Here is a 22,079-nt window from a genome sequence, read left to right as displayed (position 1 = left end):
GTTCCAGGCATCAGATCCCTTTGCGAAAGGCCAAACGGTCTACCGTTAAGCGGAAGACAACAACTGTCCGGCGTCCGAGAAACACGGCTTGCGATCGCACTCGATCAAGGCCCGGGAAAGAGGGACGCGGTTCGCCCTGACGCCCAGTACGCAAGCAATCCAATCCACTCTTTGGCCGCGAGATCTGTGCGCGCCAATCCAGCGGAAATACTGTCGAACGGGCGAATGGCATCCCGCCTGCCGCGCGTGCGGAAATCGACGGGATAAGGCAGGACATCGAATCCGGCCTTCCGAAAAACGCCCACCGCACGCGGCATATGGAAAGCCGACGTGACGAGAAGCCACTTATCTGACGATTGGGGTTTGACGAGCGCCTTCGTGAACATCGCGTTCTCGTACGTATTCCGCGAGTTGTTCTCGATGACGATGCGGCTTGCCTCGATGCCGGTATCGATGAAGTACTTCGCGATGACGGAGCCCATGCCCTCGCCGCCGAAAAGAGATCCGCTGCCGCCCGTGAAGATAACCTTCGCATCGGGCAGCGCGTGAGCGAGGCGCACCGTCTCGGTCAATCGCTCCGCGGAATCATTCAGCGCCAAGCCGCCTCGGCTGTCCGTGAGCGCACCGTCTTCAAAACCGCCTAAGAGAATGATGCCGCTGATCTTCTCCTGCGGAATGTCCATCACCCGCGTTGCAAATCGCTGCTCCAACGGCAGGACAAGAATATTGCCGCCCGGCAGGATGCCAAAGAGAACGATGATCCCGAAGCCGAGAAGCAGCAAAAATGCTCCCGGCTTCGGACGCTTGAATTGAAGAAAAAGGAACCCGCCGGCTAGCGCGAGGAACGCGAGGCTCGAAGGCTGGATACAGAAGTAGATGACCTTCGACGCAATGAAAAACACTGCAGTCCCCTAACCCTCGACCGTCGAGCCTAGACCCCGGTGCCTAGGCTCCTCACCACCTCTCAGCCTCAGACGAAAGGATCTTTCATCAGGATCGTGTCGTCACGCTCCGGGCTCGTCGACAGCAGCGTGACCGGACATTCGATCAGCTCCTCGACGCGGCGAACGTACTTCACGGCCTGCGCCGGAAGATCGGCCCACCGCCGCGCACCTTGCGTCGATTGCGACCAGCCCTCGAAATCCTCATAGATCGGCTCGACGACGGCCTGCGCCGACGAACTTGCCGGCAGGCGATCGATACGCTCACCATTGAGCTTGTAGCCCACGCAGATGCGGATCGTTTCGAAACCGTCGAGAACGTCGAGCTTGGTCAACGCAATGCCGTCGATGCCCGAAACCTTCGCTACCTGACGCACGAGCACGCTATCGAACCACCCGCAGCGCCGCTTACGCCCCGTGACGGTGCCGAACTCGCGCCCGCGCTCGCCGATTTTTTCACCGAGCGCATCCAGAAGCTCGGTCGGGAACGGACCAGACCCGACGCGCGTCGTGTAAGCCTTCGCGATCCCGAGCACGTAACCGACGTGGCCCGGACCGATGCCCGAGCCGGTCGCCGCTTGCGCCGCAACCGTGTTCGATGACGTGACGAAAGGATAAGTCCCGTGATCGACGTCGAGCAAAGCCCCCTGCGCGCCCTCGAACAGGATGCGCTTGCCCTGCCGCCGTGCCTGATCAAGCAATTCCCACGATACGTCGGCGTACGGCAGAACTTTCGGCGCGATGGCGATCAGCTCCGCCATGAGCTCATCCTTGACGACTTCGGGCTGGCCGAGGCCGCGGCGAAGCGCGTTATGGTGCGCGAGCGCCCGGTCGATTTTTGCCCCGAGCGTCGCGGGCGATGCGAGATCCTGCAGGCGGATCGCACGACGGCCGACCTTGTCTTCATAGGCGGGTCCGATGCCCCGCCCCGTGGTGCCGATTTTCTCCGTGCCGGCCGCCGCCTCGCGAAGGACATCGAGCTCGCGGTGCAAAGGAAGAATGAGCGTCGCATTCTCGGCGATGCGCAGATTTTCGGGCGTGATCTTGATGCCCTGCTGCGTCAGCCGCGCGATCTCGTCCGTCAACGCCCACGGATCGACGACGACGCCGTTGCCGATGACCGACAGCTTGTCCGGCCGCACGACGCCCGAAGGCAACAGCGAGAGCTTGAATGTCTTGCCGCCGATGACGAGCGTGTGCCCGGCGTTATGACCGCCCTGGAAACGAACCACGACGTCGGCACGCTCCGACAGCCAATCAACGATCTTGCCTTTGCCCTCGTCTCCCCATTGGGCTCCGACCACCACGACGTTTGCCATTAACTTGAACCTTCTCACCTTCTCATGATTTGGCCCCGGCATCGGCCAGGGCCCCGCGGCAAGTCCGCTAGCTTAAACTCAAGATTTGGCCTGCAGCCTCAGGGGCCGTAGACGATCGACTTCGCCGCCGGCCAGGACACGCGATAGCCGTACTCAAGAATTTTTTCCTCGTCCGGCTCGAGCTTGGCCTGGAACGCGATGATACCGCGCTTATCGTCGACATTCTGAATAGTCGGCGAAACGCGGCCCGTAAGATCGACCTTGATCTCGTCGTTCTGCCCGACCGGAATGCGGTCGAGAATTGTCACATCCATCGCGCGCTCGTGCATGTTCTTTACATTGACGCGGAAGTTCCGGCTATCGATGTGCGACGTCGATATGAGCCCGCTCTCGCCGCGCTTCTCTTCCAGCACCGCATGTTTGATCTTCACCTGATCGTCGATGCCGAAGCCGATATCATGTTCGCTCCCCGGACTGAGAAGGGGCAAATCTCCGGTACCGACAAACGTGCCGTCGCGGAACAGATAAACGGTGCCGGGCAACAGAGGCGTGCCCTTGGCGAGCTTCAGCTTCGCATAAAGGTAGGCGCTGGTATCGACCTTTGGCACGGCACGGCAGCTCAACGCCGGCTCGAACGCCTCAGACACGAGAAGCACGCGCTTGGCTTCACCGGTTCCAGCAACGCTCGCCCTCCCGGGAACCTCGAACGTCGCCTCGAACGGCGCGCTTTGCAACTGCGCGACAGTTTCTTCTACGTTGACGGCTTCGGGCGCCGCCTGCGCAAGCTCGCCGCCGAGCGCGTCCGCCGCAGCGATATTGCGTTGCTTCGCCATCAGGCGCTGCTCAGGAAAAGGAGCAGGCGCAGCAGCAGCCACCGGCTTCGGCGCCTGTTCGAAATCCACGAATTGCGTTTCGAGGTACGGCGCCGACGAGCTGTCGCTTGGCCGCGACGTCGAAAGTTTGAGCGCAACGTTGTCCCAATTTTCTCCCGAACGCTGCGTAATCGCGGCGCGCCGGTCGAGGGATAGCTTCGGCGGCTCCGTTTTCGTACCCGTCTCTAGTCGCGCGTCGTACAGGGGCGCCCAATGCGCATCCGGAACCTGATAGCGAACGCTCAAATCTGCTTCGAGAGGCGTTTGCGCAACGACGTGAACGCGCACTTCGGTCTGTTCTGTCCGTGCGGGCGCCAATGCCGCCAGCTGCTTCTCGGCGTCGGAAATCTGCCGGTCGATCTCACGAATTTTCTGCTCGGCATCGAGCGCGAGCTTGCTCGCGTCACCAGTCGCTTGCGCAATGAGCGCCAGAACTTTCGGCCAGTCATCGAGCGGCGTCGCGGCCGCTCCGGATTGCGAGGAAGAACGCGCCGGAAGTTGCGCGAGATTGGCGATGAGCTTCTTTTGCGTCTTTGCGGCCTGGGCCTGCGCGTCGACAGTCGTCTTCTGATCTTTGAGCGCCTGGAGCGAGTCTTCGAGAACCTTGCGCTGCTTGTCCGCGGCTTCGCTCTCGGCGCGCTGCAAAAGTTTCCGCGCCGTATCGACCGAACCGATATCGAGCTTCCCCGTCGCCTTGCCTTCGACCCGCACAGAACCCGGCACCGCACTCGCGGGCACGTCGCCGATGACGATCGTGTGCTCGCCCCGATCTATGTGCACCTTGACGATGCGCGTGACCTCGGCACCCGACAGGAACACCGTGACGTCATCGACCACCGACGTCGCAGGGACGTCGGCCGCAAGCGCGCTCAACGGCGTGGCGGCCAGGAAAGCTGCCGCAAAGACAAAACGCATCTCGCTGTGACCCTTGGTTGTTTGATTCTGACGATGCCCGGATGAACCGCCCTCGGCGAGGTGCGACCCCGGCCGATTATGGCCGATGCAAAGCGCGATAAAAAGGCATTGACAGGGCAGGTGTTAACCAGAATACGCGAAGGGTTCCAGCGAATTCAGGCCGAGATCGCCCCCGCGCGAACTTTCGCATACGCCCAATCGAGCCACGGTAGAAGTGCGGCGATATCGTCGGCCTCGACCGTAGCGCCGCACCAGACGCGAAGCCCCGGCGGCATGCCCCGGTAAGCGGCGATATCGAAGGCCGCACCCTCATCCTCGAGCAGTCGCACCATATCGCGCATGACATCGAGCCGCACGTCCTCGGAAGCCTCGGCGAGCGCGGGCTCCGCAAATCGCATTGCGACGGAGGTGTGCGAGCGCGTCCGCGGATCGGCGGCGAGCGGCGCGACCCAGGGTGTCCGGTCGATCCACTCGTACAGCACCGACGAACTGGCCTTGCTCCGCGCGATCGTTCCGGCGATCCCCCCAAGCCCTGCGGCCCACGCGAGCGCATCGAGATAATCTTCGACGCACAGCATCGACGGCGTATTGATCGTCACGCCCTGAAAGACGTCCCAGAGAATCCCGTCATGGTTCGTCAGCCTGAAAAGCTTCGGTATGGGCCAAGGCGGACGATAGGAAACGAGGCGGTCGAGCGCACGGGGCGATAGGACGAGCATGCCGTGCGCACCCTCTCCGCCAAGCGCCTTTTGCCACGAATAGGTCAGTACGTCGACTTTGCCGATGTCGATGTCTTCCGCGAATAGCGCCGACGTCGCATCGCAAAACACGAGGCCGGTGCGATCATCGGGAATCCAATTGCCGTCCGGCACCTTCACGCCCGTCGTCGTGCCGTTCCAGGTGAAGAGCACGTCGCGCGAAAAATCCAGAACGCTGAGATCGGGAAGATACCCAGGATTGCCTTCGAACGCGCGCACATCAGGAAGCTTCAACTCGCCGATTACGTCTCGCAGCCAGTTACGGCCGAACACGTCCCACGCCAGGACATCGGCGCCGCGTTCGCCCAAAAGATTCCACATCGCGAGTTCGAACGCGCCGGTATCGGAACCTGGAACGATCGCGACCTCATAACCGGGCGGCAGGTTGAGAATATCCCGCGTCCGGTCGACGGCAAGCTTCAATCTCTCGCGACCATCGGCAGACCTATGCGAACGCCCGACGAGCGCGCCCTCCAACGCATCCGGTCGCCACCCGGGGCGCTTGACGCACGGGCCGGATGAAAAGAATGGTCTTTGCGGTTTGCTCTGTGGCTTTTTGAGTTCGGGCATGGGGGGCTCTTAGCACGGAGGCCGCACAAGAAAAAAGGCGGTCGCGAACGACCGCCTTTCGGCACCAAGCAACACTTGGGGTGCACGTTCTAATCGAACTTGATACGGATGCCGGAGCGGAACTGCTGTAGGACGGCGTCCTTGTAGACGATTTGGTTCGCGCCCGAGGCCGATGGCGCGACGGACGAGATGCCGCCCTGCTCCCACAGCATCTGCCAGCCGTTGTCCCAGATGATGGATTCGGTGAGGTTCGTGGCGACACCCGCCTGAACCGCGGCCGCAAAATTGATCTGGTTTTTGCTGGTCGAACCGACCGTCGTCGAAGAGTTCGGAGGAAGCGAGCTGTTACCTGAGCAGGTGCCGGCCGGCGTATATGGACCATCTATGGAGTTGGACCCACCGATACAGGTCGCCGATTCCGAATAGGACCTCTGCAGCCTTCGCCAAGAGAAGCCGCCGCCGCCGCCGATGTAGGGAGTGAACCGGGTTCCGGTATTGAAATCGTAGATCAGGTTGACGAGGCCGGTCGTCCGCGAAAGTTTCACGGTGTCCGTACGCGAGACCGCGTATGCATTTGTATCGATGCCGCCAATTGTGGTGTTGGGCGCCGAATTCGTAGCCACATACCCCAATTTATAATCATTGGAGATCTGGTAGTTGGGCGTGTAATCGATCGCGACTTCGGCCCGCAGAGACGGCGTCAGATAGCGGCCGAACGTCAAACCAAAAATCGGCGACATCGGCAGGTCGCCGCTGTCCTTTGCGAAATATCCGGGGGTTGAATTGCCCAGATAATCGATATCCGTGTCTTTGACCGACGCGCTTTGCGAAATGTTTCCGCCGAACGTCAACCCGACGTACCAATCGGAATCCGCATCATACGTCGGCACGGGAACGGGAGCCGGAACGGGTATCGCGACCCCGCCGCCCATATCCTTGACGCCGCCCCAGTCGGCGGCCATCGCGGGCGCCACACCGGCAGCAATCAGAAAGCACGTGGCAATGCACGCTTTTGCACGTTTCATATTCAATCCCTCAAAGTCGGCACGCATGCCTATGCGCGCCACTCAAGACTCTGCTCAACGCTACGCTTGCGCTAACCGAGCCCTAGGAGGGAACAGCGGCTTCTGCTCGGTGTCCGTGGGCTCCCCGGGAAGGAGGAGCCCACTACGCTTCACGGGGAGGACACACGAACGCGAAACACGCACAACAAACCACACCTTTGGCATTCCGGGCGGAAACAGGCGCTACGCCCCTGATTCCAATTCTTCTCGAGGGCGCGACAGGCGCCCCTGACAATCGCTCAGTTCAGGTCGTACCGAAGGCCGACGCGGAGTTGGTGCGCGGTGATGCTCTTCAGCTTTTCCTCTGATGTCGTGGTGTCAGCCGTATATGCAGCGGTTTCAGCGTCGCCCAGATAAAGGAACCGGTATCCGAAATCGAGGTAGAGCGCGTTGCCCGAGCTGACCGCAACCGGCTCATCCTTCATGCCGCTGACGTAGGTCGTCTGACCGCCGCGGATGCGCCACGAGACACCGGCCATTGCCGCTGCCGCGAAATTGTCCTTCGACTTTCCGTCGAATTCCGTCGTACAGACGCAATCCGAGAACGTGCCAGACGACGTGCTGTTATGCGCGTAGCCAATGCCCGCCCCGATGTAGGGAATGAAGCGGCCGCCGCGATTGAAATCATAATAGAGGTTGGCGAGAACGACTGTGCTGCTTACGTCGAATTTCGACGTGCCGGCGCCCACAAGGGTCGTTTCGGTGGTGGAGTCGAAGATATGATCGACCGTGATATCGCCGCGGAAGCCGCGTCCGAAATAGCGGCCGATACCGCCACCGACGCTCCACGCGCCGTCTTGTTTCGAGCCGCTCGTCTCGAGACCGTCGAAGCTCAGCGAAGGACCGCCAAACCAATTGTATCCGCCGTCGACGCGGGCATACCAACCAGCCGACGCAGCCGGCATGGCCTCCATGATCGGAGCATCCTTGAGACTGGTGCTGCCAAGGTCAGCAGCCGACGCACCCAGAGCACTGCCGAGAACGAGTGCCGCGCTGAGAACGAGTACTTTGCGCGTAAAAAGCATGTGTCTTCCCTTCCGGTGTCGGCTCGGCGCGATGCGGCGGGCCGGTACTAAAACCCGTCCCGAATATTACCAATAAGGTTTAAGGGGAGCTTAATCGGCGTCAAAATCTGACACGCCGGAGCACAAGCCAAAGTCCTAATGAGAAGTTAACGTAATGCGCACACGGATGATCAGGCGCAGCCCGGCGTCCCACGCCGAAGCCGCGGTTCTCCCGCTGCAAATTGACCGCTGCTATCTGAAAGTAAGCGAGCTTACGCCGCCGCTGCCGCCGCCGACTTAACCGCGTCGCAGATGTCGCCGACGATGCTTGACACGACTTTCTCGTCGTCACCTTCCGCCATCACACGGATGACAGGTTCCGTGCCCGAAGGCCGAATAACGAGACGGCCATTCTCTCCAAGCTTCGCTTTCGCGCCTTCGATGGCCTTGACGACCCGCGTATCCTCGAGGGGATGCCCGCTGGCGTACCGCACGTTTCGCAAAATCTGCGGCAGCGGCTGGAAGCGATTGCAAACTTCCGACACCGTCTTCCCCGTGGCGACGACGCACGCCAGAACCTGCAGTGCAGAGACCAATCCGTCGCCCGTCGTCGTGAAATCGGACAGCACGATATGCCCCGATTGCTCGCCGCCGACATTGAACCCGTGCTTGCGCATATGCTCGGTGACGTAACGATCCCCGACCGGCGTCCGCGCGAGCGTCAACCCGATCGAGCGCAAGTAGCGCTCGAGGCCGAGGTTGCTCATCACCGTCGCAACGATACCGCCAGCCGCGAGCTTGCCCGTCCGGTGCCAGCTTTCCGCGATCACCGCCATGAGCTGATCGCCATCGACGATGTCGCCCTTCTCGTCCACGATCACGACGCGGTCTGCGTCGCCGTCGAGCGCGATGCCGATGTCGGCGCGAAGCTCTTTAACCTTCTCGACGAGCGCCTTCGGCGACGTCGAACCGCAATTCAAATTGATGTTGCGGCCGTTAGGCTCGACGCCGATTTTGATGACCTCGGCGCCAAGTTCCCACAGCGCTTCCGGCGCAACCTTGTATCCGGCGCCGTTCGCGCAATCGATGACGATGCGCAGGCCCGCGAGGCGCAGCTGCTTCGGCATCGTGCGCTTGGCGAATTCGATATACCGCTCCTGCGCACTCTCGACCCGCGTCGCCCGCCCGATGCGATCGGCGTCGACGAGCAGGGCTTTGCTGTCGGCATCGATCAAATCTTCGATCTGCTTCTCCATCTCGTCCGACAACTTGTAGCCGTCCGGATCGAAGAGCTTGATCCCATTGTCGTTGGAAGGATTGTGGGAAGCCGACAGCATCACGCCGAGGTCGGCGCGCAGCGACCGCGTCAACATGGCGACGGCCGGCGTCGGCATCGGTCCGAGGAGGAACACGTCCATCCCAACCGACGTGAAACCCGACATGAGCGCCGCTTCCAGCATGTAGCCGGAAAGCCGCGTGTCCTTGCCGATCACGACGCGGTGGCGATGTGTGCCCGACCGGAAAACGGTTCCGGCCGCCATCCCGACCTTCAACGCAATCTCCGATGTCATCGGATGCGTGTTGGCGAGACCGCGAATGCCGTCCGTACCGAAATAGCGGCGTGTCATGCTAACCTCCCGTCGTGCCGGACCGGTGATTGCGCGCGACTGGCCCAAATCGACGATCCGAAAAAATATCAGCAAGCACTAGGCGATCGCCTGCGGCGTGCTTCGCCGTCCCCTTAGAGAGCATAGATGCCCGAGCGAACACTACCATTCCATTCCGTTGGTTGAATTGCCGCAAATTTTACACCGAATTCCACTAAGGGTTGCACGGGCGCATCCCGTCTTTTCACATTGTGTGCTTTTGAGACCCGTGTTGGACCGGGTCATGGAATCGGCCCATAGGTCGGCTATTGATGTAGCGCGCGCTTCAGGGGAATGTCGTTTAGCGAGCGCAATCTGAGGGGTATCGACTTATGGCAGTCTTTCTAGCGGTCGCTAACCGCAAGGGCGGCGTCGGCAAATCCACTTGCTCGGTGATGCTGGCGCACGGGCTCGCTGTCTACGGGGGCAAGCGCGTCCTGCTGATCGACCTCGACTCTCAGTGCAACGCATCACTGATCCTGATGGGCGGCCAGGGCTGGAATGAAGCCCGTAAGGCCGGCAAGACCATCGCCGACTACTTCTACGACCTCTTCGACGGCATTCCCGCCAACGCCCGTGACTACGTCGCCAAGAACGTGGGCGATGTTTCCCTGGCAAACGGCAAACCGGCCCCGATTTCGCTCGTCCCCGGTTCGCTCCTCCTGGAGGACATCCAGGGCGAACTCTACCTGAAGCAGGCAAGCCAGAGCAACGTGCCGGAAGTCGTCGCGAACCGCGTTCGCGGCCGCATGGAAAGCCTCATCCGCCGCTTCGAAGGCGATTACGACGTCGTCATTCTCGACTGCGCGCCGGGCCTCTCGTTCGCGGCGCTCGCGGCCCTTAAGACGGCCGACAAAGTCATCGTGCCGTTCCGGCCCGATTACGTCTCGCAGCTCGCCGTCGATCGCGTCGCCATGCTGATCGAGGACATGCGCAATCTCGACGACTTGGCCGCGATGCCGGCTGAGGACAGGCGTTATGTCTGCCTCGCAAACTACGTGCGCAACGACGACCGGGACTATATGATGATCGAGGAAATAAGCCTCGTGCATCCGGTGCTCGAGACATTCCTGCCGCAAAGGAATGGCATCGCCAATGCCTTCGACTACATCGGTCAACTGCGAACGATCGAAGTGAAGTATTCCGATGCCGCCGGCGACGTCAAAGAGCTTCATCAGGAAATCGCCCGCCTGGTTGAAACTGTGGCGGCGAAGAAGAAAGCCAAAGTTTCTGTCTCTTAACTGTTGAACGTGAGAAAACGTCGAACATGAGCAAAGGCAAACAGCTCTGGCCCGGCGACGAAATGGCGACGTTCTTTCGCGCCCACATCCGGCGTGAAACGGCGCTCGAGGGCGAAGCGGCCGAACGGCTCGCGCTCGCGCTGACGAAAGCGGTCAACCGCATGCTCGTTCGGGAGATGCCTTCGGACGTACCGGAAGCGTTGGCCGAAGAGCCCGCCGTCGAGGCCCGGAAGACCAGGAAAGCAGCAGCCCCGGCCCAAGCGCAGGACCGGCACGACCGCGCCGAGAACTTCAATCCCTACCGCTTCTCCGCCCTTGTCACGCTCTCGAAGCATGGCCGCGAAGGACTGATGACGCGCCTTCAGGAAATCAAATCGGCGGAAAATCTGCGCGCCTTCGCCGAAGCGCAACACGTTCCGGTCGAGGCGTCCGTGAAGCGGACTGACGACATTCGCAAGGCCATCATCGCAGGCGTCGAGCGCCGCCTTGCCGACCGCAAAGCCGCGGCAAGCTGATAAGCCCTTTCAGAACAACAAGGACGCGACGTGGTGGCCGAAGCGCCGACTGACGCAAAGCAGCCGAGCCTCCGCCGCTCCATCGGAACGACTCAGCTGGCGCTCTATGCGCTCGGCAGCATGATCGGATCGGGCATCTACGGCCTCATCGGCAAAGCGGCCGGCGAAGCCGGATCTGCCGTCTGGCTGGCATTCCTCGTCGCACTCGTCGCAGCCCTGCTGACATCGCTATCCTATGCCTCGCTCGGCTCGCGTTACCCCCGCGCTGGCGGCGCTGCGTACGTCACCGACCGAGCGTTTCGCCGTCCAAGTCTCAGCTTCACCATCGGCCTCGCTCTCGTCGCGTCCGGACTGACATCGATCGCGACCCAGTCGAAGATCTTCGCGGCGATCCTCGCCGACATGACGGGGCTCGATGCCTTGCCGCCAACCGCCCTTGCGGCGGGCTTTCTCCTGATCCTCAGTGGCATCGTCTTTCGCGGCATCCGCGAAAGCATGTGGGTCAACGTCGTCTGCACGCTGATGGAGGTCTCGGGGCTCCTCCTCGTGATCGCGTCGGGCATGTCCTATTGGGGCACGGTCAACTACTTCGAAACGCCGCCGGACCGCGCCGACTTCGGACTGCCTCTCATCGTGCTTCAGGCATCCGTGCTCACGTTCTTTGCCTTCATCGGCTTTGAAGATGCCGTCAACGTCGCCGAGGAATGCAGAGATCCCACGCGCACGATCCCGCGAGGCCTCGTCATCGCGACGCTCGCTGCGGCGGTCCTCTATGTGGCTGTCTCGATAACGGCGGTGTCGGTCTTGCCGTGGCAGGAACTCGCCGCAGCGCCGAGTCCATTGACAGCCGTCATGCAGCGTACCCTCCCCGACATGCCGGCCGGGCTGATGAGCTTCATCGCGCTCTTTTCGGTGGCGAACACCGCGCTCGTCAACTACGTGACGGCATCCCGACTGATCTACGGCATGTCCGGACAGGGGCTTCTGCCAGGCTTCATGGGACGCGTGCACCAGACGCGAAGAACGCCCCACGTCGCGATCTGGCTTCTCTTCGCGCTGCTGCTCCTATTGATCATGGCGGGAGAAATCGCCGATCTCGCCGCCGCGACCGTGCTGTTGCTGCTGATCGTTTTCATCGCCGTCAACGCGTCGCTCATCGTGTTGAAACGCCGGACGGGCGAAGCGCCGGGGCAATTCGAGATTCCCTTGATCCTGCCGATCGCCGGCGTCGTCGTCTGTGCAGCGCTGCTCATCACCCGCGTGGCGAGCACCGATTGGCGCGCCCCGGCCGTCGCAGGCGCGCTTCTCGCGGCAATTCTCGGCTTCTACCTCGTCCTTCGGATGATGAAGCTGACGAACCGATAGCGCGAGGCGCAGCGTTCCCCCGCCTCGGTTCAGGGCCGATCAGTCGAGCCCCTTCTCCGTACCCGCCGCGCAAGCGCGCCAAACTTCTATGGCCTGCTTCGTTTCCTTGACGTCGTGAACGCGCACGATCTGCACGCCCGCGGCAATGCCCGCGATAGCGCAAGCCAGCGACCCGGGCACCCGGTCTTTCGCGTCTTCCACGTTGCAGAGTTGCCCGATCATCTTCTTTCGGCTGACGCCGAGAAGCAGCGGAACGCCGAGGCCGTGATAGAGCGACAGCCCCGCCATCACGGCAACGTTGTGATGAAGGTGCTTGCCGAAGCCGATGCCCGGATCGGCGACGAGCTTCGCCTTCGGGATACCGGCAGCGACGCAGGCCTGAATGCGGCCTTCGAGATAATCGAACACATCGAGGACGACGTCTTCGTACTGCGGATTTTCGTTCATCGTCTTCGGATCACCCTGCGCATGCATCAGAATGATCGGCAGCCCGGTCTCGGCCGCAACTTCCAAGGCTTCCGCGTCGTACGTGAACGCCGAGACGTCATTGAGAATGTCGGCACCCGCTGCCGCCGCGCGCCGCATGACCTCGGCCTTCCGCGTATCGACCGAGATCACCGCATCGGTTTTGGCGCGCAGTCCTTCGACGACGGGAATGACCCGGCGCAATTCTTCATCAACCGCCACCGTATCGGAATTCGGCCGCGTGCTCTCGCCGCCGATGTCGAGAATGTCCGCACCTTCTTCGACAAGTCTCAGGCCCTGTGCGATTGCCGTCTCAGTGGTCGCGAACTGGCCGCCGTCCGAGAAGCTGTCCGGCGTGACGTTGATGATGCCCATGATGCGAGGGCGCTCGAGCGACAGTCCGGCAACCCGCGCACGAGGTTCCGATAACTCCTTAAGAATATCGGCGGCCGATAACGCCTCGCGTCCCCAATCGCCGCTGAACGCGTCTCCGAGAATGACCGTCCGCCGTTTCGTTTCAGGCGAAGCGCGCGTCAGGACATCGAGGGCCGCGAACGAAAGACGGCTGCCCGCAAGCGGCAATCCCTTCCATTCCGGAATCTCGGCCTCATCGACCGCACGCCGCGAACTCCGATCCCAGAAAATCGCACTAGGCTGCAGGTAGACTGATCGTTTCATTTCGATTGGATTCCACTCACGAAAAAGCGGCCGCGATATTATCGCGGCCGCCAGGAAATTTGAGGACGATTCGTCCAACGATTACTGCGGCTGCGGTTCGGGCTCGATGTCGATCCCGCCCTTAGGCTCGCCCCTTGGCCGCGGCGGCTGCCGGCCTGCAGACGGAACGGCCGAGCCAGCCGGACCCTTGCTGCCGTCATCGTCCGACGGACGCACGATCTTGTCGCCACGCATGATCGCTTTGCACTCGTCGCCGTTGATCGTCTCGTATTCCATCAGCGCTTGAGCCATCGCCTCGAGCTCGCCCTTGTGCTGCGTCAGCACTTCCCAAGCGATCTTCTCGCCCGTCGTCACGATGCGACGGGTTTCCTCGTCGATGAGCCGGGCTGTTTCCTCGCTCATGTTCTTCTGCTGCGTGATCGAATGACCGAGGAACACTTCCTGCTGGTTTTCCGAGTAGAGCAGCGGCCCGAGCTTGTCGCTCATGCCCCACTCCGTCACCATCTTCTTGGCGATGTTCGTCGCCTGGCTGATGTCGCTCGAAGCACCCGTATTCAAATGCTCGCGGCCATAGATGATCTGCTCGGCGACACGGCCGCCGAAAGCCATCGCGATCTTGCCTTCGCACCACTGCTTCGAATAGCTGAGGCGATCTCGCTCCGGCAAACTCATCGTTACGCCCAGCGCCCGGCCACGCGGAATGATCGTCACCTTGTGCAGGGGATCGTTGCCCGGCACGACGAGATTGACGATCGCGTGGCCCGCCTCGTGATAGGCAGTCGCGAGTTTCTCTTCCTCGGTCATGGCCATGGTCTTGCGCTCGGCGCCCATCATGACCTTGTCTTTGGAATCTTCGAACTCCGCCTGCGTCACGAGCCGCTTGTTGCGTCGCGCGGCAAGCAACGCCGCTTCGTTGACGAGGTTCGCGAGATCGGCGCCCGAGAACCCAGGGGTTCCGCGAGCAATGACCTTCGGATCGACGTCGGGTGCAAGCGGCACCTTCTTCATGTGAACGCGCAGAATTCTCTCGCGCCCAACCACATCCGGATTGGGAACGACGATCTGGCGGTCGAAACGGCCAGGCCTGAGCAACGCCGGATCGAGCACGTCGGGACGGTTCGTCGCCGCGATGATGATGATGCCTTCGTTCGCTTCGAAACCATCCATCTCGACCAGCAACTGGTTGAGCGTCTGTTCGCGCTCGTCGTTGCCGCCACCAAGACCGGCGCCGCGATGACGGCCGACGGCATCGATTTCGTCGATGAAGATGATGCAAGGCGCGTTCTTTTTCGCCTGCTCGAACATATCGCGCACGCGGCTTGCACCGACACCGACGAACATCTCGACAAAGTCGGAGCCCGAGATCGTGAAGAACGGCACATTGGCTTCGCCGGCAACGGCGCGCGCGATGAGCGTCTTACCGGTGCCGGGAGGGCCGACCAGCAAGCAGCCACGCGGAATGCGCCCGCCGAGCCGCTGGAATTTCTGCGGGTCGCGAAGAAACTCGACGATCTCCTCGAGATCGGCTTTCGCTTCGTCGACGCCTGCAACGTCCTCGAACGTGACGCGGCCGTGCCGCTCCGTCAGGAGCTTCGCGCGAGATTTGCCGAAGCCCATTGCTCGGCCGGAGCCCGACTGCATCTGGCGCATGAAAAAGATCCACACGCCGATGAGCAGAAGCATCGGAAACCAGCTCAGAAGAATGCTTGTGATCGACTGCACTTCATCCTCGGCAGGCCGCGCTTTGAACTTCACACCCTTCTCGCGCAGGCGGGTCACGAGGTTCGGGTCTTCCGGAGCGTAAGTCGAGAACGCCGCATCAGTCGAGCTTGCGTCTTTTTTCGTTCCGGTGATGCGGTTGCCCGCGATCATGGCATCCGACACGTTACCCTTATCGACGGCATCTAGAAATTCCGAATACGGAATTTCGTTCGTCCGGCGGGTCGTGCTCGGGTTGCTGACCAGATTGTAGAGTGCCAGCAATAGGACGAACAACGCCGCCCAGATCGCAAGTTTCTGATAATTCGGGTTCATTGGTTTCCTTGATGGCGCCATCGGCACCAAAATGGCGCGTGCTCGGCGGCACTGCTGCCCCCAAAGTGAGAGCTTAACATAGGTGGCGGCCCATCTCCGCACAAGTTGCGCGTTTACGCAGGTTCCGAGCGCTACAATACGCACAAATCCTTAAAATGTACTCGTTGCCAACGGGGTAAGATTAAAGCCGGCGGGGTCGAGCGGCTCAGCCCCCGCCAGGGCAAACGGCGCGAGGGAGGGCGCTGCAACGAATTGTTCTCCCGCCCAAAATGACGGGAGCGCCGCCGACGCACGCGCGGGTGGCAGCATACGCTCGCGAAGCCGCGGCAGGATCGCCCGGTATGCGGCCGGCCCCAGTGGTTTGACGGTAATGACGGAGGCGCCACCTGCCTGCGACCCTCGGTCCCCGGTTTTCGCAGACCAGCGCAGCACAAATCGACTGTCCCAAACGCGGACATCTCCACGTCGAAGTTCGATCGCCGTCTGATCGAGACGGCCAGCCTCCCGCCAGATGCGAATGAAGCGGGGCCCTCCCGAGATCATCGCGCCACCCAGCGTGGCACCGATAGTTGTAGCCGCCTTCCCATTCCGTTGCAGCTGCGCCGCCAGGACCTCGATTTCGGATAACCTCGGCTCCGGACTATCGCCTCCATAGCGAGCGATGAGACCCGCCAACACCTTCTGCCGCAGGTAGGCCGGACCGTCGTCAAAAGCGCGCCGGTCCAGCGTCGCGAAGATCTCATTGCCGAACGAAAGCGCGAGCGACGCAATGAAACGCTCTTCGGCATAGACGAGCGCATCGCGCGCATCACCAAGGCGGCGCGCCGATGTGGCAAGCGCTTGCGGCGACAATCCCGCATCGTGGAAATTGGACAACGCCGAACGAACGCGCGTGCGCTCGTAGCGGTCATCCATGTTCGTCGGGTCTTCGACGTAGGCAATGCCGCGCGCGGCGACGGTCGCGACGAGACGCGCTTTTCCAAAGCCGAGCAGAGGCCGCACCAGAGTAACCGGAGACGTCTCGGCGATAGGCCTTTCGGTCCGCATGCCTGAAAGGCCATCGATTCCCGCACCGCGCTGCAGCCGCATGGCGAACGTTTCGGCCTGATCATCGAGATGATGAGCCGTCGCGACGGCAACGCTGTCGGCAGCGAAGCCGCGCGCGTGTTCATCCAGAAGGCGATAACGCGCTTCCCGCGCGGCCATCGGCACGCCGGTGCGCGGCTTCACATCTTCCCAGGTCAAAATCGCATGGGGCAAATCCAGGCGTCGCGCAGCCGCGCCGACCTGTTCGGCCTCGAAACGCGATTGAGGCCGAAGACCATGATCGACGGTCGCAATGGAGATGGACGGCGCCGGCGATTTCGAGCGTGCCCGCCATTCCGCCGCGAGAACCATCAGCGCCATGCTGTCGGGACCGCCGGAGACGGCAAGCACGACGTGGCCGAAGCGCGCCAGCCGCTCGACCGCGGCGTCCGCTTCGACATCGGTGACCGGCAACTGCGAGCCTCGTGTCACAGATATTCAGCTCGGCTGAGAATTCGCGCCCGCCGCTCCTTTATTGGCAGCCGATACGCTGCCGCTCACTCTGCGCGCGCGACTTCACGTTTTGCGGCGCTGTCGGAAATTTCGTCGCGAGTTCGGAAAAAGACGAACACGCCGCCTCTTTTTGCCCGAGCCGGTCGAGCGACATGGCGAGCTTCAAGAGACTGTCAGGCGCCTTCCCGCTTTGCGCATACGTCTGATAGCCCTTCAGGAACGACCCAGCCGCCGCCTTGTATTGACCACGGACAAAATAAGTCTCGCCGAGCCAGTACTGCGCGTTTCCCGATAGCGAGTCGTTCGGAAACTTCTTTAAAAAATCGCCGAATGCCGTTTCCGCGGAGCCGTAATCGCGCTGAAGCAAATAGCCATATGCCGTCTCGTAAAGCTGCTTCGGGTCGCCGCTCGTCTCGCTAGCGGCAGGCAACGCGGCCGTGGCGACTGGCGCCGGCAATCCGCCAACGCCGCCGCCATGATCGGGCTCGGCCGCTTGTCCATGACTGTCGAGCAGGCCGCCGATGGCATCGCCGCCCGATGAAACCGTTGTCGATCCGAAACCGTCGGCTGCCGCGTCCGCGTGATCGGTTGCGCCGGTTTCAGGGCCGCCCTGAATTTCCGAACGGCGCGGTACGCCACCCATGCCGCGAACTTGATCCGAGAGCTGTTGCACTTGCGCCGAGAGCGCACGGACCTGCGTCTCTAGTCCTTCGATTCGCGCAGGGTCCGCGGAAACGGCCCCGCCGGACGAAGGGAATGGCGCAGCGGTTGAGCCGCCTTTGGCAAGCGATTCCAAAGTTCCGACGACGACCTGCATATCGACGAGTTGCTCTTCGAGAGCTTGAACCCGGGCTTTGAGCGCGGCATCACCCGAGGAAGCAGCAGCCGCTGCTGCCGCACCGCTTTTCGGCGGCCGCGCGTCGCTCGTTTGCGCGAGCGCTGGAACAGCCGTTAGGGCGAACGCCAGCGCTACGATTTGAAATCGCACGCCACTCCGATGGATCCCCGCAAGCTTGGCCATTCCCGGCTCTACCCCTAATGTTCGATCGAATGTTAAATCGCTAACGCTGCATGACCTGACGTCCGGAGAAGCTTACCCCAGCGCCGTCTGCACCTCCACCTACGCCGGGTCGCAGGACCCATCAACTGGGGAGCGATGATTCATTGCGAAACCGAATCGGCCGGATCCGCCCTGCGGACGCTCACCGGACTGACCGAACCCTTCGCGGGCGAACCCGACATCGCCGACTTCGACCAGTTTCCGTCGAAATGCCATTCCTTGATGAAGACTTCGGCGTTCCGGTTCTGCGCCTGGCACATCGGACCATCGCAGATAGCCAAACGGTCCGCTTCGCCCGCCGCTTTCACCTCGATGCGTGATTCCGCAATCCCCGCCTCGATGAGCCGGTCACGCACAACCTGGGCACGCTGAAGCGAGAGGATTTCTGCCGCGCTCCGCCCGCCACCGTCGTCGGCCCGGCCAATCACCACGATTGTGACATCAGGACGAGCCGTCAACCAGTGCGCTTGACGCTCGACGATGCTGCGCGCGCGCCCGCCGAGGATCGCGCTATTCTCGGCGAAGAACACGCGATCGCCGACATCGAGAAGAAACGCGCGCCGGTATTCGGCGGCCCGCTCCGCAAGCCCAGCCTTGATCGCTGCACGTTCTTCCGGAGTGCTCTCGCCGCGATCAAGCGCGGCCAAGGCACGCTTCGCCCTGAAGGCTTCTGCCGATCCCGGAAAATCGTTGATCACGCGAGCCAGAAGGCGCCGGCCCGATTCTTCCGCGTGATCGGAAAGAGCATCGAGCCCGTCTTCGACGAGCTCAGCGGCCGTTTCGCTGTCCGCAGCCTGATTCTGAGCAAAAACCCGAGGTGCAAGCACAGCCATTAGGCCAAGCACCACACACAGAACGCCCGCCGAAACGTTGGAAGTCCGCAATTTCAACATCGAATACCGGCGCCGCACCAAAGAAAACCTCGGGCGCTGGTTATGGAAGTCCAATTAGGCCAAACTTTGCTGAAACCGCGTTACTCGAAAGCTCTGTGGGTGTGTGGCCTATTTGAGCCAACTCCAGAGCCACAGCCAATCTTCGATACGCAACTACGCGCGACGCGGGAGCGGGTCGGTAGGGCGACGGTTAACGCTGGCTAACCACGCCGCCAGCGCCGCCGCTGTTGAGCACCGTTTGCGCGCGGCGATTCTGCGACCAGCAGGAAATATCGTTGCAAACCGCGACCGGACGCTCCTTGCCGTACGAGATCGTGCGGATACGCGCACCATTCACGCCGTGCTCGGAAAGGTAGTTGCGCACCGTCGTTGCGCGACGGGCGCCGAGCGCGATGTTGTATTCACGCGTGCCGCGTTCGTCGGCATGGCCTTCGATGGTGATCGTATATTGCGGGTACTGCGCCAGCCACTGAGATTGCTTCGACAGCGTCTGCGCAGCTTCCGGCGTCAGATCGACCGAGTCGGTCGAGAAGTAGACGAGGTCGCCGACGTTCTGCGTGAAGTCGCGCTGAGAACCGGGGGTTGCGTTGCCGTACTTGCTACTCAGCCCGTCCGGCTGCATGTCCTTGTTGGCGCACGCGCCGACCGTCGCGGCAAGAATCGAAACGGCGGCAAGGCGCAGACACCAGCTCCGCGCAAACGTGGCCATCATTTCGCAAATCCCCTTCGTATCGATCTCATCTCTCGCGTGAGTTGCACACGCTTCGTCCTCTGAGAGAGATAGCTGTTTCATCCCCGCATAGAGAATCGTTCAGCCCAAAATATGGCCAATTCCGCTGTAGACCCATCCATAACCCACAAAAGCGAGCTCAAGATGTTCTGGATCCACTGCGATCCCTTCTCGCATGAACTCTTAGCATCGACATACGAGGTGTGCGTGCGACTAATTCGGTTTTGAGCAGATTTCTCGATGTTTTCCCACGCTAAACGCGCGCGCAAAAATCGCTTGGCTTTTGAGCCTATGCGGACGGCGATGCAGATTGGAAATCGGTCGTAGACATCAGTCTTAGACAGAGAGACCGGTCGAGCAGATCGCCGAACAAACCGGCAGGGCTCGCCTCGCGCGTCGGAACGCAGCGGCATAACTTCAAACGCGAAACGGCACTCTAGAAAAGCTCAAGACCGAGATGGTGGCGAGGTAGTCGCCAACAACTCGGTCTTGAAGATTAGGATGAAAAACGCAGTACTTTGCAAACAAGAAGCACTTAGCGTGCGACCTGCTCCGAAGCCGCAGGCCCGCCAAGCTTAAGCGGCTGGTGCTCAACTTCTTTCCGGCATGCGCCGAGAGCAACAGCTACAAAAACAGTAGCGAGAACAAATGCGCTTTTCATAGGTAGTCTCCTTTGAGTCAGAGTACTCGTAATTAACGAGCAACCTGGTCGCTAGCGGTCGGGCCGCCAAGCTTCAAAGGCGTATGCTCAGCCTCACGGCGGCATGCGCCGAGGGCCACAGCCGCAACTACTGCTGACAAAAGGATCAGCCCCTTCACACCCTGCATGGTCATATCTCCTGATACGATTCCGGCAAAAGCCGTACTCTGGGGTACCGGGAGGGCGCGTCCCGATCAAGAACAGAGGCAGCAATTCCCAAGTTTTCCAAGCCAATAGGTGCGAAAATGCAACGGGACTTAGTGGGGAAAAGTCAACACTTCTGCGACTACGGTTAAGATGTGCAACATACTGATATTGCACATCTTTGTTGATCTCGATGGAAGCGTCGTTAATAATTGGACGGCTTCATTCGTAAATAGGGTGTTAATTCAGAAGCGGTGACCAAGCGGGGTCCGAAGCGAAGGCCGGAGTGTCGACCTTTCGCTCGTTGTAACCGGTGATATCGACCGAGAAGATTCTCGGACCCCCATTGCCCCCCTGCGACTCGCGGAAGAACATCAGAACCCGCCCGTTCGGGGCCCAGGTCGGCCCCTCGTTATGGTAACCTTCCGTCAGAACGCGCTCGCCCGACCCGTCCGGCTTCATGACGCCGATGATGAACTGGCCGCCCGTCTGCTTGGTGAACGCTATATAGTCGCCACGTGGCGACCAGACCGGCGTCGAATAGCTGCCGTCGCCCGTCGAGATCGGACGCTGGTTCGATCCGTCCGAATTCATGACCCAGAGCTGCTGTCTGCCGCCGCTCCGGTCGCTTTCGAAGACGATCTGGCCGCCGTCCGGCGAATAGCTTGGACTGGTATCGATGCCGTTCGACCGCGTGATCTGCCGCGGCTGCCGTGAGCGGAGGTCCATCTCGTAGATATCGGAGCCGCCATCGGGGCGCCCAAGGCTCATGACCACCCGCTGCCCGTCGGGAGAGAATCGGGGCGCGAACGTCATGTTGGGAAAGTCGCCGACGAGTTCGCGACGGCCTGTCTCCAGGTTCATGATGAAAACCTTGGGCTGGCCACCGCCGCTGTAGGACATGTACGTGATTTCCTGGTTCGTCGGAGAGAACCTCGGCGTCAGCACAAGCTCTTGGCCCTGCGTCAAAAGCCGGACATTCGCGCCGTCCTGATCCATGATCGCGAGACGCTTGATGCGCTTCTCTTTCGGACCCGTTTCATCGACGTAAACGACGCGCGTATCGAAATAGCCCTTCTCGCCCGTCAGCCGTTCATAAACGCTGTCGGCGATGAGGTGGCCGATCCGGCGCCAGTTGCGTGCAGACGTCGAAAAGCGCTGGCCGGCGAGCTGCTTTCCGCCCGCAACGTCCCAGACCCTGAACTCTGCGCCGACCTTGCCGTCTCCCGCATTGACCACGCGTCCGACGACGAGCGCATCGGCTTGAATGGAGCGCCAGTCGCCGAAGCGCGGCGCAGCATTGACGTCTCGAACCTGCTCGAGAAACGATTGATGATCGAGCGGCCGGAAAAGCCCCGAACGTTCGAGGTCCGCTTCAACCACGGCGGCGATATTGCTCGCGAGTTCCTGATCGTCGCCGAGGAAGGTCGGAATTGCGATCGGGATGGGCGCGATCGTGCCTTCCGTCTGCGTGCCTTTGAGCTGCGCCATCGCAGGGAGCGCCAAGCCTGGAACGAGCCAGACGCAAGCGGCGACGAGCGTCGCAACGGAAAACAGCCGTTTAAGGCGGACTTTCAAGGTCATGAATGGTCTCTCATGCGTCTCAGTGCGATTCGGAATTCCCAA

The 22,079-nt window shown here is 61.4% G+C and carries 17 protein-coding genes; 3 read left to right on the top strand and 14 right to left on the bottom strand.

Translation table 11 applies throughout. From position 1 onward, the window contains the following. Positions 1–104: 104 nt before the first annotated feature. The 7 genes from AACL53_RS04350 to glmM all read right to left on the bottom strand — a co-directional run bounded on the left by AACL53_RS04350 (position 105) and on the right by glmM (position 9,071). Positions 105–902: a YdcF family protein gene (locus AACL53_RS04350; RefSeq protein WP_339082856.1), complete on the bottom strand. Its 798-nt coding sequence runs from the start codon at positions 900–902 to the stop codon at positions 105–107. A 68-nt stretch (positions 903–970) separates the two neighbouring features. Next, entirely contained in the window at positions 971–2,260 is a 1,290-nt protein-coding gene (locus AACL53_RS04345) for an adenylosuccinate synthase (RefSeq protein WP_339082854.1), read from the bottom strand. A 98-nt stretch (positions 2,261–2,358) separates the two neighbouring features. After that, on the bottom strand, positions 2,359–4,047 hold the full coding sequence (locus AACL53_RS04340) for a mucoidy inhibitor MuiA family protein (RefSeq protein WP_339082851.1): 1,689 nt from the start codon (positions 4,045–4,047) through the stop codon (positions 2,359–2,361). Between the two features lie 155 nt (positions 4,048–4,202). Beyond that, positions 4,203–5,375: a phosphoserine transaminase gene (locus AACL53_RS04335; protein WP_339082848.1), complete on the bottom strand. Its 1,173-nt coding sequence runs from the start codon at positions 5,373–5,375 to the stop codon at positions 4,203–4,205. 89 nt (positions 5,376–5,464) lie between these two features. Further along, the gene (locus AACL53_RS04330) at positions 5,465–6,400 is read right to left on the bottom strand and encodes a hypothetical protein (protein WP_339082846.1); all 936 of its coding nucleotides are present in this window, start codon (positions 6,398–6,400) and stop codon (positions 5,465–5,467) included. A gap of 278 nt (positions 6,401–6,678) precedes the next feature. Next, on the bottom strand, positions 6,679–7,464 hold the full coding sequence (locus AACL53_RS04325; RefSeq protein ID WP_339082844.1) for an outer membrane protein: 786 nt from the start codon (positions 7,462–7,464) through the stop codon (positions 6,679–6,681). Between the two features lie 251 nt (positions 7,465–7,715). Beyond that, entirely contained in the window at positions 7,716–9,071 is a 1,356-nt protein-coding gene (glmM, locus tag AACL53_RS04320) for a phosphoglucosamine mutase (protein ID WP_339082842.1), read from the bottom strand. 350 nt (positions 9,072–9,421) lie between these two features. On the opposite strand from glmM, the gene AACL53_RS04315 reads away from it, so the two are divergent. From AACL53_RS04315 to AACL53_RS04305, 3 genes are read left to right on the top strand one after another with little or no spacing between them, the layout of a single operon-like run. Further along, positions 9,422–10,330: a ParA family protein gene (locus AACL53_RS04315; protein WP_339082839.1), complete on the top strand. Its 909-nt coding sequence runs from the start codon at positions 9,422–9,424 to the stop codon at positions 10,328–10,330. Positions 10,331–10,356: 26 nt separating this feature from the next. Next, positions 10,357–10,845, top strand: a complete 489-nt coding sequence (locus tag AACL53_RS04310; protein ID WP_339082836.1) for a hypothetical protein — start codon at positions 10,357–10,359, stop codon at positions 10,843–10,845. Between the two features lie 33 nt (positions 10,846–10,878). Continuing rightward, a complete protein-coding gene (locus AACL53_RS04305; RefSeq protein WP_339082834.1) occupies positions 10,879–12,210 on the top strand; it encodes an APC family permease in 1,332 nt (443 codons plus the stop codon). Positions 12,211–12,249: 39 nt separating this feature from the next. Here AACL53_RS04305 and folP read toward each other — a convergent pair whose 3' ends face one another. The 7 genes from folP to tolB form a co-directional block, all read right to left on the bottom strand. Next, the gene (gene folP / locus AACL53_RS04300) at positions 12,250–13,353 is read right to left on the bottom strand and encodes a dihydropteroate synthase (protein ID WP_339082831.1); all 1,104 of its coding nucleotides are present in this window, start codon (positions 13,351–13,353) and stop codon (positions 12,250–12,252) included. Between the two features lie 81 nt (positions 13,354–13,434). After that, complete coding sequence (gene ftsH, locus AACL53_RS04295) at positions 13,435–15,387, bottom strand: ATP-dependent zinc metalloprotease FtsH (protein WP_339082829.1); 1,953 nt, start codon at positions 15,385–15,387, stop codon at positions 13,435–13,437. Between the two features lie 150 nt (positions 15,388–15,537). Continuing rightward, entirely contained in the window at positions 15,538–16,887 is a 1,350-nt protein-coding gene (gene tilS / locus AACL53_RS04290) for a tRNA lysidine(34) synthetase TilS (protein ID WP_339082827.1), read from the bottom strand. A gap of 58 nt (positions 16,888–16,945) precedes the next feature. Further along, positions 16,946–17,947: a tol-pal system protein YbgF gene (gene ybgF / locus AACL53_RS04285; RefSeq protein WP_339082825.1), complete on the bottom strand. Its 1,002-nt coding sequence runs from the start codon at positions 17,945–17,947 to the stop codon at positions 16,946–16,948. 140 nt (positions 17,948–18,087) lie between these two features. Further along, a complete protein-coding gene (locus tag AACL53_RS04280; RefSeq protein ID WP_339082823.1) occupies positions 18,088–18,819 on the bottom strand; it encodes an OmpA family protein in 732 nt (243 codons plus the stop codon). Positions 18,820–19,069: 250 nt separating this feature from the next. After that, positions 19,070–19,591: a peptidoglycan-associated lipoprotein Pal gene (gene pal, locus AACL53_RS04275; protein WP_339082821.1), complete on the bottom strand. Its 522-nt coding sequence runs from the start codon at positions 19,589–19,591 to the stop codon at positions 19,070–19,072. Between the two features lie 1,102 nt (positions 19,592–20,693). After that, positions 20,694–22,037, bottom strand: a complete 1,344-nt coding sequence (gene tolB / locus AACL53_RS04270) for a Tol-Pal system beta propeller repeat protein TolB (RefSeq protein ID WP_339082819.1) — start codon at positions 22,035–22,037, stop codon at positions 20,694–20,696. Between the last annotated feature and the right edge of the window lie 42 nt (positions 22,038–22,079).

The organism is Hyphomicrobium sp. ghe19, assembly GCF_902712875.1.
Taxonomy (GTDB): Bacteria; Pseudomonadota; Alphaproteobacteria; order Rhizobiales; family Hyphomicrobiaceae; genus Hyphomicrobium_B.
Note: the sequence above shows the minus strand (reverse complement) of the source record. Positions and strands in the feature narration are given on the sequence as shown.